11 protein-coding genes are annotated in these 18,637 nt (G+C 39.1%); 3 read left to right on the plus strand and 8 right to left on the minus strand.

The genetic code is table 11. The features are described 5' to 3' along the window. The 6 genes from QMD21_03010 to QMD21_03035 form a co-directional block, all read right to left on the minus strand. The coding region (locus tag QMD21_03010; GenBank protein ID MDI6855739.1) for a CoA-binding protein at positions 1-1,359 on the minus strand (1,359 nt) is incomplete at its 3' end. A gap of 47 nt (positions 1,360-1,406) precedes the next feature. After that, complete coding sequence (locus QMD21_03015; GenBank protein MDI6855740.1) at positions 1,407-3,062, minus strand: clostripain-related cysteine peptidase; 1,656 nt, start codon at positions 3,060-3,062, stop codon at positions 1,407-1,409. A gap of 26 nt (positions 3,063-3,088) precedes the next feature. Continuing rightward, on the minus strand, positions 3,089-3,853 hold the full coding sequence (locus QMD21_03020; protein ID MDI6855741.1) for an asparagine synthase C-terminal domain-containing protein: 765 nt from the start codon (positions 3,851-3,853) through the stop codon (positions 3,089-3,091). Between the two features lie 38 nt (positions 3,854-3,891). After that, a complete protein-coding gene (locus QMD21_03025; GenBank protein MDI6855742.1) occupies positions 3,892-4,143 on the minus strand; it encodes a hypothetical protein in 252 nt (83 codons plus the stop codon). A 128-nt stretch (positions 4,144-4,271) separates the two neighbouring features. Beyond that, the gene (locus QMD21_03030) at positions 4,272-4,898 is read right to left on the minus strand and encodes a metallophosphoesterase family protein (protein ID MDI6855743.1); all 627 of its coding nucleotides are present in this window, start codon (positions 4,896-4,898) and stop codon (positions 4,272-4,274) included. Then, a complete protein-coding gene (locus QMD21_03035) occupies positions 4,895-5,815 on the minus strand; it encodes a presenilin family intramembrane aspartyl protease PSH (GenBank protein MDI6855744.1) in 921 nt (306 codons plus the stop codon). The genes QMD21_03030 and QMD21_03035 overlap by 4 nt, the downstream gene beginning before the upstream one ends. A gap of 81 nt (positions 5,816-5,896) precedes the next feature. Here QMD21_03035 and fen point away from each other — a divergent pair, with 81 nt between their 5' ends. Further along, positions 5,897-6,913, plus strand: a complete 1,017-nt coding sequence (gene fen / locus QMD21_03040; GenBank protein ID MDI6855745.1) for a flap endonuclease-1 — start codon at positions 5,897-5,899, stop codon at positions 6,911-6,913. Positions 6,914-6,959: 46 nt separating this feature from the next. Continuing rightward, positions 6,960-7,196, plus strand: a complete 237-nt coding sequence (locus QMD21_03045; protein ID MDI6855746.1) for an Lrp/AsnC ligand binding domain-containing protein — start codon at positions 6,960-6,962, stop codon at positions 7,194-7,196. A 2-nt stretch (positions 7,197-7,198) separates the two neighbouring features. Here the strand turns inward: QMD21_03045 and QMD21_03050 are convergent, their stop codons facing one another. Beyond that, complete coding sequence (locus tag QMD21_03050; protein ID MDI6855747.1) at positions 7,199-10,693, minus strand: PKD domain-containing protein; 3,495 nt, start codon at positions 10,691-10,693, stop codon at positions 7,199-7,201. A 56-nt stretch (positions 10,694-10,749) separates the two neighbouring features. Then, entirely contained in the window at positions 10,750-14,328 is a 3,579-nt protein-coding gene (locus tag QMD21_03055; protein ID MDI6855748.1) for a DUF2341 domain-containing protein, read from the minus strand. 64 nt (positions 14,329-14,392) lie between these two features. Here QMD21_03055 and QMD21_03060 point away from each other — a divergent pair. After that, positions 14,393-18,637, plus strand: a 4,245-nt coding sequence (locus QMD21_03060; GenBank protein ID MDI6855749.1) for a clostripain-related cysteine peptidase, incomplete at its 3' end; no start/stop codon positions are given.

Below are 18,637 nucleotides of genomic sequence, written 5' to 3' on the forward strand. Positions count from 1 at the left end.
CCCCAGTCTATAACCTTCTTTAACAAGTGCATACATAGCGCGAGCAGCGCGAGTAGTATCTTGATAAACAGGTATATTTGCGCCTTTCAAATCTTCAATTACCTCTTCTACTTCCTTACCGCCTATCCAGCAGCATATTATTGGCTTGTCAGGAGCTTTGTCTTTGCTTTGCAGCGCTATTTTCAATACTGCGCCAACATATTCTCTTGGTCTAGCATAGCCTCCGTGCACGCATGCCACTATTATACCATCAATATTTTCAGCTTCAAGTAGAGTGCGCATCGCTCCTTCATAGCGATAGAAGCTAGCGTCCGCAACTAAATCTACAGGATTTCTTGGCTTGACCAAAGGTGGTAGAATTTTTTCTAGTTTTGCAATTGCCTTTTCATCTAGTTCCGGTACTAGCAAATTATTCTCACAACATGTATCTGCGAGCATAATACCTGCGCCGCCGCCGTTGGAAATTATACCTATTCTTTTACCTTTTGCAGGAGACTGATTAGCAAGTGCATTTGCAAAATCGAAAAGTTCAGTTACATCTTTGGCTCTTATTATATTTGCTTGCTTGAAAGCACCTCCGTAAATTTCATCGATTCCTGCTAAAGAGCCTGTATGCGAAATTGCTGCTTTAGCACCTGCTTGCGTTCTGCCTGACTTTATCACAAGAATAGGCTTTCTGCATTTTTTTGCAGCTTGCAAAAATTTTCTACCATCTTTTAAGCCTTCGATGTACATGCATATAACCTTGGTATCTTTGTCCTGATTTAGATATTCTATTAAATCCTCTTCGCTCAGATCCAGCTTATTACCGACACCTATAACCTTAGCCAGACCTATCTTTTCGCGTAGAGCGTGATGAATTACGCTAACGCTGAGTGCGCCACTCTGACTAACTATGCTTATTTTGCCTCTGTAAGGCATACCGAACACGAAACTAGCATCTAAGCCATCGGTGGCGTTTTTAAAACCCATTGTATTAGGACCTAGTATTCTCATATTATGTTTCTTCGCAACTCTCAGAACTTTTTCTGCAAGTTCGTAATTGCCTATCTCAACGAAGCCTGAAGAAATTATTACTACGCCTTTAATTCCTTTCTTACCGCATTCTTCAACAACGCTTGGTACAAGTTTAGCAGGAACTACTATAATTGCAAGTTCTACTTGCTCATTAATTTCTTTTACACTGGGATAGCATCTCAAGCCAAGAATTTCTTCTGCATTTGGATTCACTGGGTAGACCTTGCCTTTGTAATCATAAATAATCAGATTTTTTAAAGTTTCGTAACCTATTTTGCCTTGGGTTCTGCTGGCGCCTATAACTGCAATACTCTTGGGATTGAAGAAAAATTCTAGCGACATTTTATCGTAATTAGATAAACAAAGATGGGAGTATAAATTTTTGGTTTTTAGAGCTTTTTTGTTATGCGCCTGGTTTTAATAATTGCATACAAAATTGCGAGCACAACTACTACTATTGCAATAATGATCCAAAATGGTACAGTAGCAGCTCTTGGCGATTCTAAAACTTCAACTTCAATCTCAAATTCAACTGAATATTGTGTGCCATCAAAACTCATTGCATAAATTTTATGAGTCCCCTGCGTTGCCTTCCAATTGTAATGCCATTCTTCAAGACCTTCTACAATTTGCCACTCGCCATCGTCTATCTTAATTTGAATTTGCCGTAAAGATTCTACATCGAAAGCAATACCTTTGATTAAATAATCTTGAGCTGTGATAATTTCATAATTCTTAGGCTCTAAGATTAAACAAGTAGGAGGTATATTCTCAGCGTTTTGAGGATAATTCACACACTCAATGAACTCATCCCAATATTTATGCTCAGCAAATGCTAGTTTACCGTAATCTTCTTTATATTGAGTTGTTTTATCGTTAGGAAAATATATGGTTAGGCCGTGCGAGTCTGGGAAAGCGCCCGCATGTTTCGAGGCAAGCTTCAGTTCATCAAAAATTTTCATTGCTTCCCGTGCTTTGAGTTTTGCGCGCTCATCAATCCTAAAATGTCGTGGAGAATTAATTTCAGCTCCAAAATCGTAGAAATCTATAATAGAAGTGCGAAGATTTGGAATAATATCTAGAAAGGGCGACGGTGCTGGTGTATAGAAAGTTTCTGCTCTATTCCTCGAGTCCACTATCTGTAAGTTATAGCCTTGAGGAGGTAAAGCCGCATTCTTCGATAATAGCATACATAATTGATCTATTTGTTCCGCTAGCAAATGAAATTTTTCGAGCTTAAAAGCGCTCATTGTAGCCCAGCTAACATCGTCTGGATCGCTTTCACCATCTGTGTAAGAATTTATATAAGAATCTACAATTACTGCAGCAAGCTCTTCTGGAGTAGCTGCCGGGGTGTCTACTAAAAAAGACAGTATTTTATCGTAAGGGCAGCCATCGCCAGGTACTGTAGCTTCCGAGCCAACAGCTACATCTACATAATTTCGGAGTTGATAAAAAACTTCGAGACTACCCATATTACAAGCATCGAAAAGTACTAAGTCAATATTTTTATTGATTTTTTTTCTTGCCTCTCTTAATGCATAATCTATTTCAGGCAAAGTTAGATAGTCCTTGTCAGTATCATCCCAGCAGACTCCTGTCCAAGCTCCGCCATGATCCCAGAAATCAAGTAGATAATGCTCTGCAGGATAATTTTCTATCGACCAAAGCACAAAATCTATAAGAGTAGCAGGGTCGCCCATGTTCACTTCTCCTAAATCCTCTAATTCAACTGAATTAATGATTGCTGTATCTTCGTCTTTTGTTACATAATATCTTTTTGCGCCTTTCCAATCGTTGTTACTATCGTCATATTCATCTATTCTATCAATTTGGACAACAACATTGACTTCGTTTGAAGAGCCTATAACTTCAAGTTCGTTAAAATCTTCTATACCTGCTTCTTCAAGATTGTTATCAGCATCAAGATAGATCATGATAGTCCATTTTTTAAGAGTAGAATGTTGCTGAGAATAGTTGGGCATAGGCAGAAATAAGATAATTATCAAACTTAAGACTGCTAAAATTAAAATCTGCTTTCTCATCATACAGGAAAAAATGTTGCTCGGTATTAAAATTTTTCTAAATATTCTTTTAAGGTCAAATTCCCTCTGGCAGCGAGTTTTTTCATTACTTTCATTATACCTGAGCCATACTGTGCCGCTTTCTTTTCTTTCACCACAATCTCTTCAGGCAGTCCTAATACACGAGCAGATTCTCTTAGGACATGTTTTCTTGTGCCATCTTTTATTTTATACTCAACAGGTATTTTCAAGCCAAGCTCTATAATTTCGAGCTCAAGAAAAGGTGCTTTAAGCTCTTTATTGAAATAACTTGCAATTTTTTGAGCGCTCGGCATTCCTTTCTCTTTCAAGCTCAGTAAATCTTTTTTAAGCTCTTCTTCTAAATTTTCAGACTTAAGATATTTGGCATAGCCTGCAAAAAGCTCATCAGCGCCGTAAGCCGATAATAGCTCCTTCTCTCTAGAATGCTTGGCTACAAAGAATAGCGGCAGAAGGTAAGAAATCTCGATAGGGTTTTTTGATATGACAATTTTTGAAATTATAGGAAGTGCTTCTTCAATATCTTTCTCAGTCAGAAAAATTTCTATAAGCTGGAGGTTAAGTAACTGTGCTGATTTCCTTGCAACGTCAATATCATAAGCGCCCTCAATACCAGCAACGTATAGCACAACTTCTGCATGTTTGCTTACTAAAAAAGCAAGAATTGAAGAATCAAGTCCTCCTGAGAAAAGAATACCTTTTCTTTTTTTGTCAAGTGCTGAGACTGTTTTTGTAAGGATAAAATTTAATCTATCAATCCAGAAACTCAGCATGAAGGGAAAAAAATCAGAAAAAAGAGAGGAAATGGAGCTCAGCGCTTCATTATTTTCATAAATCTAGTTTTTGCTCTACCACTAGGCCTGCTTGCGAATACTGCCAAGCGCCTCGCTTTAAGCGCAGTTTCAAACTCATCCCAGGAAAGCACTTCTACATTTGGGTTCCTGCCTTTTGTGAACTGTACTCCTTCTGTACCTTTTACTCTCCCCGGCTTTAGACCTTGCTTTTCACAAATCTTTTTTACTTCCGAAATGTCTATTTTTTCCAAACCAACTGCTTTTGCCATGTTATCACCGTATCTGGTATGGTAGCCAGAGATTATAAATCTTTGTACAAGCGGTTGTGGCTCCTCTTTCTTGATAACATAATATTTTTAGCCATACAACTCATAATATAGGAAATAAAAAATTAAACTTACAAAAGTTCAGCTTCTATTTTATTGTCTATTCGCACTAAAGCAGCGCATCCTTTACCTGCCTGCCCTGGATTTAAATGAAGTGTTTTGCCTACCATTTCTATTCCTCGCGCTTCGTGAATGTGCCCAGAGATATGGAGTTTAGGCTCGTATTCTTTAACTATTTTAGCAATTGCCTCGCTGCCTAAATTACCTTTTCCAGCCATGTAGTCAAGAATGCCTTTCGCAGGGCAGTGCGTTACAAGTATACATTCTCTTTCCATAATTTTAGCAAGCGCTTCGTAGATATAGCTTTCTGGGAACTCAAGAATTGTATTGAAAGGAGTAATATTAGAGCCTCCAAACCCTACGAAAGTTAAGTTTTTAAATTTGATTTTTTTGTTGTGTAAAGGAATGGCTTTTGTTTTCGCTAGCTCTTCAATAACGCTTGCTGGATCACAGTTGCCAGGTATTGCAATTGTTTGAGTTGCGATTTTATTTAAAAACTCAGCGACCCATTTTGCAGGTCCAAACTGAGTTATATCGCCAGCTATAATTAAAAGCTCTGCGTCTTGCTTTTTAATAAGATTATTTACAAATTCACTCACGTCTTTACCATGGAGGTCGCTTATTACAATAGCTCTCATACAACAATCCCAAACGTAAAATTTCTGAAGACTAAATAATAGGAGATAAAGTAGCCTAGTAGCGCACCTGCATTGAGTAAAGGTAAGCCTGCGTGAGGTTTTCCTTTGGCAACTAAGCTTGTCAATATAATAAAGCCTATCAAAGAGCCTAATAAAGTAGAATACGCTACGAGAATACTTTCAACAAATCTGAATGCAGAAACTGTTAGAATTGCAGGAATAACAAGGTCGCCAAGCCCCATAAAAAAAGCTTCCCTTTCCTTTTTGCTAGCAATCTGCTCCTTTAAGCTTTTTTGGCGCATAAAAGAATAGCCTGACTTCTTAGGCAGTACTAAAATTACAGGTAATTTTAGTTCTACAACGCTATCAGCAAGCTCTATCATATGCTTCGTCTTGTAAACTGCAATTACATCGTAAATTGCTAAAGCTATTAATAATATTACTGCAGGCAGTATATGGAAAGACAGTCCGAAGACAGAGGCTGCGCCAGCAGCTATAACGACTCCTATAGTATCTACCACATACCACTCTGGGAATTTATAAAGATAGTAAGTAAGCACTCCTGCCCATGCAAGCCCTAAAACCAGCGGTATATCAATAGCTGTATCATTGATCGAAATCGATGGTATGAACTTCCAGAATAAAGGGTATAAAACGTAAATAATGGTTATTAAAACTGCAAACAGTATCATTCCGCGCAGTAGCTTTTTCCAGCCGTATCTGGCAATTACAAGTATAGCAATGGTAATGACAAGAATCAGTCCCAGATATAGAATTACATTTGATAGTTTCTCAGGCTGCTCAAAAGCCTGTACTTTCGCTTCTCTAAATGTAGGTGTGATCGCTATAGCTGTTACCTGCACGATAACGAACATACAACCCATTAATATAATTGTAATGAGCTCGCTTCTCTTCACAACACAAAGATATCTTTACAATAACTAAAATTTTACTCAAAAAGAAATAAAGTTTTTAAACCCCGACCGTTATTCATCTTTATGGGCGTAGATATAGGAGAGATTGTTATTAAAGAGCGCAAAACTCTGGGAGCTTTTAAAAATAAGGTTATTGCAATCGATGCTTATAATGCTCTTTACCAATTCTTATCTATAATTCGTCAGCCTGACGGTACTCCATTAAAAGATTCTCATGGAAGAGTTACATCGCATCTCTCTGGCTTGTTCTACAGAACCTCTAATTTAGTTGAACATGGTATTAAGCCTGTTTATGTATTTGATGGTGTGCCGAGCAAACTTAAATTTCAGACTATTGAAGGAAGAGCTGATTTAAGGGAGAAAGCTGCTCGGGAATGGAAAGAGGCTTTAGAAAGGGGCGATTTAGAAACAGCTCGTATAAAAGCAATGCAGTCTTCAAAGCTTACTAAAGAGTTAGTTGAAGATTCTAAATTGCTGCTTAAAGCTTTAGGAATACCTTATATTAGTGCTCCTAGTGAAGGTGAAGCTCAGGCTAGTTATATGGCTAGTAAAAAAGATGTTTACTGCACTGCATCGCAAGATTTCGATTCTTTACTTTTTGGGGCACCTAAGCTCATAAGAAATTTGACTATTACAGGAAGGCGCAAACTACCTCGTAAAAATATTTATATCGAAATAGAGCCTGAAGAAATTGATAGTGCAAAAACGCTTGAGAGCTTAGAACTAACAAAAGAGCAGCTTGTAGATATTGGCATTTTAGTAGGTACTGATTTTAATCTAGGAATAAAGGGTATAGGTGCAAAGAAAGCTTTAAAATTAATCAAAGAGCATAGCAATCTGGAAAATGTTTTGAGAGTATTAGGCGAGAGGATAGAGCATTACGATTTGATAAGAGCTATTTTTTTAAATCCTGAGGTCACAGACAATTATAAGCTTATTTGGAGAGAAGCTGATCATAAAGCTGTAAAAGAGCTTTTATGCAAAGAGCATAATTTTTCTATAGAGAGGGTTGAAAAAGCTCTGCAGAAATTCAATATTCAAGAAAAGAGGACACAGAAAATCGTTGAGGATTGGTTTTAAAAAGATTTATAATAGCAAAAGCCCATAACTAAGCTTGGTGAGCCAAATGGCAATAGGATTTGTATTAATAACAACAATGCCAGGCAAAGAAAGCGAAGTGTTTACCGCTTTAAAGAAGATTGCAGAAATCAAAGAGCTTTATCCTGTGTTTGGTGATTACGATATAATAGCGAAGGTAGAGGCTAAAGACCCAGATGCGCTAGGCTCTGTAATAATAAACAGAATAAGGGCAATCTCTGGAATATCTGACACTAAAACACTGACTACAGGCTTTGAACTGTGATTTTATTTTACCTTCTTCTCTCGCTTCTTCTCAGCCCATTTCTCTAATTCTTTCTTCCTTTTCTCTTCCTCGCGCTTCTCAGCCCATTCCTTTAGCCGTTCTTCCCTTATCTTCTTATCAGCTTCTCTCTTGGCAGCCCATTCTTTTATTCTATCATCAATTGTCTTTACTTTCTTCTTCTCTTCAGCCCACTCTCTTAATTTTTCTTTTAGTGCTTCCTCTTTTGCAATACCCCGCTTTTCAGCCCATGCCTTAACCTCTTCTTCTCTGCGCTTAGCTTCCACATACCATCGAAACGCGAAAAATACAGCTCCTGCAACACATATTATAGCGCCAGTAACATATACTTCTTTGTAATAAAGTTCAATCCAAGTTGGCAAACGCTTGATCTCTACAACTGCAATACTAGTGCTGTTAGCGCCGTCGTCATCTGAAACTGTGAGTGTAACTGTATAAATCCCTGGCTGAGTATAAGAATGCTCGCAAACCGCGCCATAGCCTTTACTCCCGTCACCGAAATCCCAAGTGTAATTAGCAATTTCGCCATCTAAATCTTTAGCTGAAGTAGCGTTAAACTGCAACTTATCGTTTACAGATGCTATTGTTGGCGTTACTCTGAACAAAGCTGTTGGCGCACGATTTAGTATTAGAACTGATAAAGTTGCTTTAGTGCTATTATCAAAATCGTCATCTTGAGCTACAAGCGCAACAATATAGGTACCGTTATCTGAGTAGTTATGACTTACTATAGGCTCTGTAGTTGCAATAGCTATGCCGTCACCAAAATCCCAATAATATTTTATTATTCGATGACCTGCTTCTCCATAAAGTTGCTCGTAAGGCTCTTCCCCATCGTAGCTACCTGTAGCGTAGAATATTATTTCCTCATAAGTATAAGCCTCTTTTACGCTCGCGGTAACGTTTGCTATCGGTGGTCTATTCAGTACTCTAACTTCTACTGCGCTACTCCAGTCGCTTTCAGCACCAAAATTATCTTTGACTTTTACCCTACAATTATATTGTCCTTTATTTGTGTAGTTGTGTTTTACCGTCCATGTTGTCCAACCGCTATTAGCACCGTCTCCGAACTCAAACCAGTATGCAGTTACTATTCCGTCAGGGTCACTTGAGAGACCTGCATAAAAAGTCACATCTACATAAGTAGAAACCTCGGAAGGTTCAGCCGATAATATCGCTAGAGGCTTTTCATTTATTAATATCGATTTTGTCTTATTATTGTTTTGAATCATATTTGCTCTCTCTTCAATTAAATTATCAGGGTCAACTTGAGCTTCAAACAAATTATTGCCCTTAGTTGCGATCCATATGATAGCTGCTTCTTTGCTATCGCCGGCTGCAATAAAACTAATAGTTTTATTCCCTAACGTTAAGTTATTACATAAAAATCTAACAATTACATTTTCAGCTTTTGCAGTACCGTTATTGACCACGAGCGCTCCTACAGTAACAGATTGCCCTTCACTTAGAAAGCCTGAAACCGTAATTTCTTCCAGATAGAGCTCTGGTATTGTTAGGATAACCTCCAAGTCCAGAGTGTTGTTTGTTATAGGCACAGCCCTACTAGCTTTGCCTACGTATGTCTTATTAGCTGCAACAGTATGAGGAGTATAGCTCTCTACACTATTATCGTTCAATTTTTTATATTGAGCGACCCAGCCTTCTATACGGCCTTCATAAGATGTAGTTCCATTTAGAACCTCAGTACCACGATTATCCTTCACAACTACTTGGGCGTCTTTTACATTCTCAGTATCAGCTCTAACCCTTACCTTCAAATACCATTCCTGCAATAATATGCCATCAGCATTGTTTTCGAAGGTATTGTTCGAATAATCTACTTCAGCGCTTGCACCTGAAAGGTATATAGCTAAATTATTGTTGGAAATATTATTTCCGATGGTAATTTTGGGCGAAGAATATCGGCAGTATATACCTGTATTACTAAAAGATATATTGTTGTATGTAATAGTCTTGTTTTTAGGGCTAACAATACCTGTATCATCGCAATAAATCCCTATATTATTTTTAGTTATATCGTTTCCTGAAATCGAGCATATATCGGTAGCATGGGATAGCTTGATAGCCTCAGTAAAATTTTCAATTGTATTTTTATAGAGCTCTTTTATAGAAGAGCTACTGCAATCAATACCAGTGCTGCCGTTTTTAAGGGTATTATTTGCAAGTTTGTAAACACTCGCTCCTCCGGAGCACCTAATTCCTACATTATTATTTTCTAGTATGTTATTAGTTAAATTTTTAATCCCGCCACCCTCTATTTCTATACCTGGCTTGGTATTGGATGTGAGTATGTTGTTTTCTAGCTCTACGCTAATCGCTCTAATAAAATAGATACCGTTCCTGCCGTTGTAAGATATTATGTTATCTCTGATAGTCGGCCTAGAATACTCATAACAGCGTATACCATCCTCTCCATTGCCAGCTATTGTATTACCTATAACTTCAGCTGAGGAGGAAGCTGCAAAGATGATACCAGCACCTAGGTTGTTTTCTATTCTGTTATTTGCTATTTTTAACTCAGCAACACCAACAATCGAAATACCTAAATTGTTACCTTCGAAGATGTTGTTTGTAACATTGCCATATACGTAACATAAAGCTAGTCCTCTGCCGTTAGAGGATATATTGTTACTTACGAGCTCAACCTTTGCTGACTCTAGAAACATGCCATGAGAGGCATGTTTTGAAATGTTATTATTCGCCATAGTCAACACACCGCCGTAGCCGCGAATCCCGTCGTTAGTATTTCTGAGTATGTTGTTTCCAAAGAGAGTAAGCTCAGAGGAGGAGTCGAAAACTATGCCTGCATCGTCAGTTACTTCTCCGTTCCCTTCTATTGTGTTGTTAGTTAGATTGCAGCTAGCTCTGACAAGTACTACACCGTACCTGGTGTTTTTTAATATTTTATTTCCTTCTATTTTAAGTGGCGAAGAGCCATTGACTACCAGCCCGCAATAATTATTAGTAACTGCAGAATTATAGATTGTAACGTTGTTAGAACTAATAAACAGGCCAGCATTTTCCCAAGGAGCGAAACTTCTACCGCAATTACTTAAAGTTGAGTTTTCCATTACAAGGGTTGCGTCTCTTTCTACTCTAAAATAGAAGTTGTTTTGCTGCTTTTTTGTTGGAGGTGTTACATCGATCCTAGAGTTGTTTAATACCCAAAGCTCTCCGCCTGATTTCACTACGAGGGCGAAAGGTACGGTCGGGGTTGCGTTAAAGCTGACTGTAGTATTATCGATTATTAGTTTTCCTCCAGCCGAAATTGTTATATTTCCATCGAAATACATAACCCTATCTTTCCATAGCACTTCAGTAGTTATCTCTACATCGTTTTTCAATCCTGGAGAGTGCTCATCACCTGCTGCACTAGGTGTAGTTCCAATCGTTGAGCATATAAGTATTAGGGCGATTATACCAGCAACTCCCAAACCAATTATTTTTTTTGAACTCATAGTGATCGTTTTAGAGTAAATATTTATGATGTAAAATACTTTTTGTTCCTTGGTGTTTATGTCCCAGCAATTTCCTCACTGCCTATCTGGCAGCTAGGCTCTTGTGCTGAGTGCTTGCGCACCATAATATCGTCCCACCAGCAGTCTCTTTCAGCCCACTTGGTGCCTGAATCGTTAAAGTACAATCTAAGCTGGAGTTTTATTGTTAATGAACTTGGTGCGTAAGTGCCTGTCCTTAAAGTCCATGCAACTGTAGAAGTGCCGCTGGGTATATTATTGCTTATAATTATCGACTCGTTTACCAATACCCTCATATAAACTTCTGCAGAAGAGCCTCCGTCATTATAGCCACGGTTATAGACAGATATGTTAATGCTATCGAGCGAGCTCAAAGTTATGATTTTGTATATTTCGGTATAGTTGCCTAAGTCCATAGAAGAGCCTCCCGGAAGTTGGAGTTTATAAGATTGGATTGGCGAAAAATATTGGTCTGTAGCATAACCGCCTGTTAATTGAGATACAGTCTCGTAATAGCTCCAGCCTTTGTCCTTTTCAAAATTATCATATAATATAAATACGCTATCAGGGTCGCTTATACTTGTAGCGTTTGGATTGCCGTAATACATGTAAATAGTAGTTGTGGTAGAGGCTTCTATTCTAGGCACTTTAATCCAGACATTTGCAGAGCTGCTAGCTACATAATTTTCAAGCCAGTAGGGCAGCTCGGTAGTGAGCTCATAATCTACAAACCTCAAATCTGAAAAATCGGAATTCATATCAGAATCGTATGGAATTGAGAGCTTCAGCTGGTACTCCGTTAATGTGTTTGGATTTGCAGAGTTGTTTATGCTAATAGCTCTTCTCCTGCTCCAATCTCTATTCACCCAGCTGCTTTTACTAGCCACATATACAGCAAAACCATCTGTTCGCTCTATATCGAAATCTCCTACTGCAGTGTTTGGTATATGAATTACAAATCTGCCAAGCCCTTTATCCCAATAAGCTATTGCAGAGCAATAATTAATTGTAGAGCTTATATAGCTGGCTTTGGTAGTGCTCTCAGCAACTGCTCCTAAAAGGTTCCAACCCGGCTTTAAGCTTTTAGCGAATACGCTCGCCTTGGAGCCGTTAATATAGAATTTACTACTCTGAGTAACGTATACGAAATAGCCAGAACCTTTCTCTAAATAGAAATCGCTCGCCGGCGTTCCTTTTGTATAAGTTTCGTAAACTTGTAGCTCTGAGTCGAATCTTTTTATATGACTGCAGTAAGGAATATTATTAGCTAATTCACTTGCTTTAAGCTCTTTAGGGAAGTAAGGTAAGGCAACTAAATTCCAGCCTTCTGTAACTGCAATTAAAAACTTAACGTCAATTTGTACCGAGCCCAGATTGTTTGCTGATTTCTCGTCACTACCCAACAAAGTTCTAACGTTTATTCTGTAAGTTGCTTGCTCCTTGAACTCGTAGCTCCACGTAATTAATTGGGTATCGTTTTGAGCCATTACTCCGGTAGTCTGCTTCGTGTTATTGAAAACTACAATCTCACTACTACCAACTATTTCAGCAATTTCGCAAGATACGTTAAAAGGCTCTTGGGAGCGGTTGCCGTAGTTCTTTACAGTTGCGTTGATGTAATGTGGCCCGGTATAGTATATTCCGCTAACCTCCTCAGAAATATTCACATGCTCAATGCCAACATCATTTTCAGGAGGCTTGAAAATTACAAGTTCCATTATAGGATCGCCAAGCAAATTCCAGGTGTAGACTACCCAGCGATAGGCATCGTAATCGCTCCCGTTGTTAGTGCCTTGCGCTGCTAAAGGTGCAAAATGCTCTCTGGTAAGCTGTAGAGCTTTACCCACATAAGGAATAGAAAGATTGAAGGTTTTGTTATAGAACTGCACATCTAGCTCGCCGCTGAATTTTATTGGTTTATTTTGACCGCCGTACAGTCCGAACCTGCTGTTCATTATACATGCGGAGCATCCTCCACCGGGATTAATTATAAACTCTTCTGCTAAACAATCTTTATCTGACACGTAGCCGCCGGAGCCGTAAGGGAACGGAGGATTCCTGCCGTCGAAAGAGCCTGTATAGCAAGCTATAGTTAAATGTATTGGATAGTAGCTGTTAGTAAGCGCGTACGCAGAAGTATCTGTATAACTTATTTTGGTGCCTTGATAGTTAATGTAATATTCTTCTACATTCCCATGACTGCCGTGATTTATTATTAATCTGCCCTCCTTCCATTGATTTTCCCAAATAGTTTTATTAATAGTAACTGCGCCTGTACCACTATCGTAAAGAGGCGTTATTGCATAGTCAGTAGGCAGGTAGTACCGCACGCCAACTCTGTTCTCTAAAGGTACATCTGTTTCTAGACCGCCTTCTTTACAATCTCTTGTTGTAGTACCGTGGTTGTCAACTACATTGCCGTGGAGTGTAATGTTCTTCGATCTTGCAGAGCCTTCGAATGATTTTAGTTTATTAACGAAAGTCTGAGCTTCTGTTACAGTATTTACAGGCGCTCTACCTACATAGACTTCTGCATAATAATCCTCTTCTCCTGGCTCAGCCCAGTAACTGTCGCCGTCTGTATTCCAAGTACCGTCAAGCCCACCGTAGTACAAATCGCAAGGTATGTCTTCATCACTTACATCGCCAATATCGACGTAGAAACCTCTATGCGGTAATAGCTCGTCGTCAGCGCCTAAAAGCACGTATTCAACGCCCCAGCTTAGATATTTATCTTTGATGTAGTTACGAATTTTTTCTTGAGTGTCTGCGCCTGTGTAATTGTTAGTTATATTTTGGACTGTTTCAATTGCAGTGCTTATTCCACGCTGAGTTCTCCAATCGACTAGAGGATTAAATGCACTAACAAGATTTGCATCTGTTATTATTAAATACCTGACGCTCGCTTTCAAACCTTTATTCGGTAAGGTCTCGTAATAACTCAAAATCTCTGGGTTATCCACTATCTGCATTACTTGACTTCTATCTTCTGAAAAACCTCTATAAAGCTCTGTTATCTCCTGAGCTCTAAAACTCAAACTTACACTTAGCTCCAATTCGCTATAATAGTACAGCTCGCCTGTTTTAGGGATGTATTGAAGCGGATATAAGTTCAAAAGTAGTATAGAGTACCCTCTAAAACCTTGTAATCTAGGAGTTGAGCTTAGTGCCCCAGGGAATTCTGTTGCGGAGCTGTAAAATATAGTATCGGCTGCTATGCTCTTGAGCTCTTCGCAGCATAAAGGCACTGCTCCGGAACTAGGCTCTAGAAGATAACTGCCTGCCAGTTTTATTCGCTCTCCCTGCACCGCCATATTTTCAATTTCTGCGTTCGGCGGGAGTAAAATTTTAGCTTCTTTTACAGGCATCTCGGGCTTGCCTGCCCCGCCTATAGCTACCGTACTAAGCTCGCCCATCGTTATTCTATGGTAATTACCTATCTTAGTCACAGCAGGCTGCGGAAAGTCATATCTTAGTAATAATATCGTCTTGTTATCAGTTGCTGCTCCGATTGAAAATAGCCTTCCTGAACTGAATGATGAAGAAACAATTGCTAGAGCTATAAGAAGAGAGCATAGAATAACTCTTGGATAGGACATCCTACTTGGCTCTTTCATTCTATTCTTATTTCTGTGCACTCGTCTATTTATAACTATCGTTTAAAATTAGAAAGTTATTTATATGACTAAAGACCAAATTATAATTATAATACAGCCGAGCTGTAAGTTAGAAATGAGTAGTTATACTAGAACTATAAGTTTCGCGGTAATAGTGCTCCTAACCCTAACTTCGCTAGCAACTTCAAACCCAAATAATTTTCAAGCTAGTTCTTCTGCAGAATTGCAAGCTGAGCAATTAGAGGTTAATTATAAAATTTGGATTGAGGGTAGTAACAGCGCTACTAAAATTTTATTTCAAGAGCTTGGTAAAGAGGCAACAGCAATAACCGGAAAAGAATATTTGCCTCGTACTGGTGAGTGGCTGGAAAGCAGGAATTTTATCTATTTAGTATTTGAAGATTATACAAAAAGACAGATTGTAAGCTACTGGATGCGCTATGATGCTTCCAGCTCCACATGGACTGTACCTCGAGCTATTCGTGGCGGAGGACCTAAAATCGGTATAGATGCTGAAGAGGAGGTATGGATTACAACCGAAGATTTCGACGGCACATTAAGAGCTTATAGATACACAGAGCGCGGATTTATTGAGAGTAGCTGCGATAAAGTGCTATTCAACGGCAAGAGCTTAGATACGAAAATAACTTATTTGGATGCTGCCAAAAGTAGCGAGATTTCTCAAGCTCCTTTTTCAGATAACTCTGTAAAAGCTACTACTGCTGACTGGACTTTTATGGTCTATTTAGATGGCGACTGCGATTTGGAAGATGCTGCTATCGACGATTTTAACGAAATGGCTGTTGCAGGCTCTACAACCCAAGTTAATATTATAGTTCAATTCGATAGAATCTCAGGCCACGATACTAGTAACGGGGATTGGACTACATGCAAAAGATTTAGAATAACGCAAGGTATGGCGCCAACACCAGCAAACCAGCTTTCAGATATAGGGGAAGTGAATATGGGAGACCCCAACGTGCTAATAGATTTTGTTAAATGGGGCATCCAAGAATATCCTGCTAAATATTATATGGTAATACTCTGGGACCATGGCGGAGGCTGGAAAGGCGGCGTATGCATAGATTCCACATCCAACGATAGACTTTATCCTAACGAATTAAAATATGCATTCGAAGAAATACGTAAATTCTTAGGCCGGCCACTCGATATTGTGGGTTTCGACGCTTGCTTGATGGCTGAAAGCGCTATTCACTACGAGCTCTGGCACACTGTAGATTATATAATAGCAAGTGAAGAGACAGAAGGCTGGGACGGCTGGATTTACGGTCAGCAGCCTGCAGATAGCGATAGCAACTATCCTGGCATATGTGAAGCTCTGAAGCAATGGCCTAATATGACTCCACCTGAGTTCGGTAGAGTGATTGTGGAAAGGAATATAGTTACTCCTTCTATAGATACGCTATCCTGTATTGATTCTGCAAAATTCAACTATCCAGCTGCGGAGCAGTTCCAGAATTTATCGCAGAAGTTAAGGCATGTAGCAAGCACTTACAAATCTCAGATAACAACTGCAAGAGATAACGCGCAGGCTTTCTACTATTCTTATATGAAGGATATATGGCATTTAGCAAGCCTTCTAAAAACCAATGTTCCTGATAGTGAGGTTCAAGCCGCTGCGCAGGAATTTATGGATGCTTATAATGCAAGTGTAGTTAAAAACGGTAATGTTGGCGGTAGTTATGCAAATGCCTACGGATTAACTGTCTATTTCGATTCTAGTTACGATAGCGGTTATGATGCACTTTCAATTGCAAAAGAAAACAGATGGGATGAGTTTTTAAAAGCTTATTTTGCAAATACAAACTATCCTAACAAAGAGCCTGTATGCACGATTACAGAGCCTGCACAAGGCTCTACTGTATATCAGACAGCGCCTATAACAATTAAGGGTAGTGCAAGTGATCCCATAGACGGCGGTAGTATTCAAAGCGTGCAAGTCAAGATAGACCGTGAGTTCTGGGTGAATGCTACAGGAACTACCAGCTGGCAACTCACATGGGATCCTGCAAATGTGAGTGAAGGCGTGCATAGAATATTTGCAAGGAGTTTCGATGGTACTGACTTCTCACCTTGGGCTGTATGCGAAGTGTACGTTGCTGTAGACCCTAATCTTCCTGACTTAACTGTGACCGATATAACTTTTTCAAATCCTGCACCTTACGAAGGTGATATTGTAATAATTAACGCTACTATAAAGAATGTAGGCATAAACTTGTCTGCAGATAACGTAAATGTGAGTTTCTACAGCGGCGACCCGAAAGCAGGCGGTGTAATAATAGATACTGTTAACGTAGGCACGATTGTAGCTAACGGCGGCACTAAATTAGCGTCAACTTCCTGGAATACTACAGGCTATGTGGGCTTGAATAATATCTACGTTAAAGCAGATTCCACAGATACTATTGCAGAGACTAACGAGTTAAATAATACCGCGAATAAAACTGTTACTGTGCAAGGCTACAGAGTTGAGTTGAGCTGTCCTACGAACAGAAGCAAAGTCAGAGCTGGCGCTACCGCAACTTATAATATTAAAGTAAAAAATCTAGGTACTTTCACGGATACTATAATTTTAAGTTTAACCAATATGAATGCAAGCTGGAATGCCACCCTAAGCGCTGGAAGTGTAACTTTAGATGCTAATTCTGAAACTACTGTTTATCTTAACGTTACAGCGCCATCTGATGCTCTACCAGATGCAAATGTTACAATATATGTTAAGGGCACTTCGCAAGGAGATTCAAAGAAAAATTCTACAATTTCTACCTTAACTATAGTTATACCTAAAATTTTGCTGGTTGACGATGAAAGCGGTACTGACGAACAATTTTACAAAGCTGCTTTAGACGCTAACGGCTATAAATACGATTACACAGCGCCTGAGCAGATTACAGGCTGGTCTTCTGTGTTAATGCAGTATAAAATTGTGATTTGGTTTGTGAGCGGCTCGAGCTCTACACTTACAAGTACAGACAGGCAGAATCTTATGTTCTATCTTGATAACGGGGGCTTGCTACTAATTTGCGGTGAAGATATTGGGTACGATATTGCAGACGAATCAGATGGGTTTTATCAAAATTATTTACATGCGAAGTATATTGCGGATAACTCAGGAATAAAGAACCTTAATGGCGTTACAGGCGACCCTATTAGCGACGGCTTCTCAAATCTTGCTATTACAGGCTCTTATCCTAGCGAAATAGCACCTTACGATTCCTACGGCTCTGTCGTGTTCAAGTACAAAGGCTCTATTAAAAACGCTTCTATTAAAGTAGATACTGGTGTTTATAGATTGGTATATATCGCATGCGAGTATTTTGAAGGCCCTGATAGCGCTGCAAACAAATCAACAATCATGGATAGGATAATCAAATGGCTGGAGCCTGCGAACGATGTCGCTGTAAAATCAATTGACTCTCATATTGATGGAAATAAATATCCTGCTGGATTGCAAGATATTACTGCTACAGTTATCAACAACGGTAGAGACGCGCAGAGTAACTTCAATGTGAGCTGCGAAGTGAAAGAAATACTTCAGCCAGAGCAAGTGACTACAGTGTTTTCAGACGGTTTTGAAGTTGATTTGAGTAAGTGGACTGTATCGCCTGCAGGCAAATGGGTTAGAAATACTACTTATGCAAATTCAGGCAGTTATTCTGCAAAATGCCTCTACGATGCACATAGCGTGAATTATAACTTAACCTCTCAGAATATTGATTTAACAGGCACAAGCAATGCTAAATTCGAGTATTATTTCAGAGGCTCTTCTGAGAACACTTACGATAAACTTTTCGTTGAGATTAAGAGAACTACGGAAACGACATGGACTGCACTTACACAATATACAGGTACAAGCTATGAAAGCGCTTGGACTAAAGGCTCTTTCGATATCTCATCTTACGCAGGAAGCACAGTTCAAATAAGATTCAGATTCCTTACAGATAGTAGCGTAATCGAAGGCATTGGCTGGTATGTGGATGATGTCGCAGTCAGCAAGACTGTGCCGCCAGTAACTAAAGTTGTATTTAGTAACAACCAGACTATAACTACGAGCTTAGCGCAGTATGCTACAAAGCAAGTTTCCTGGAACTATAATTTCCAGAATACGAGCGATTACATAATAACAGTCAAAACTTGGCTGAGTAACGATGAGAGTAAAGCAAACGATGCAAAAGCGATAGCTATAAAGATAATTCTTAAATTTACATTTAATTTAGACCAAGGCTGGAATTTTATTACTTTGCCGCTCAATACAAGCTATAGATATGCAGGCGAACTTGCAAATGCA

This window comes from Candidatus Thermoplasmatota archaeon (genome assembly GCA_030018475.1).
Lineage (GTDB): Archaea > Thermoplasmatota > JASEFT01 > JASEFT01 > JASEFT01 > JASEFT01.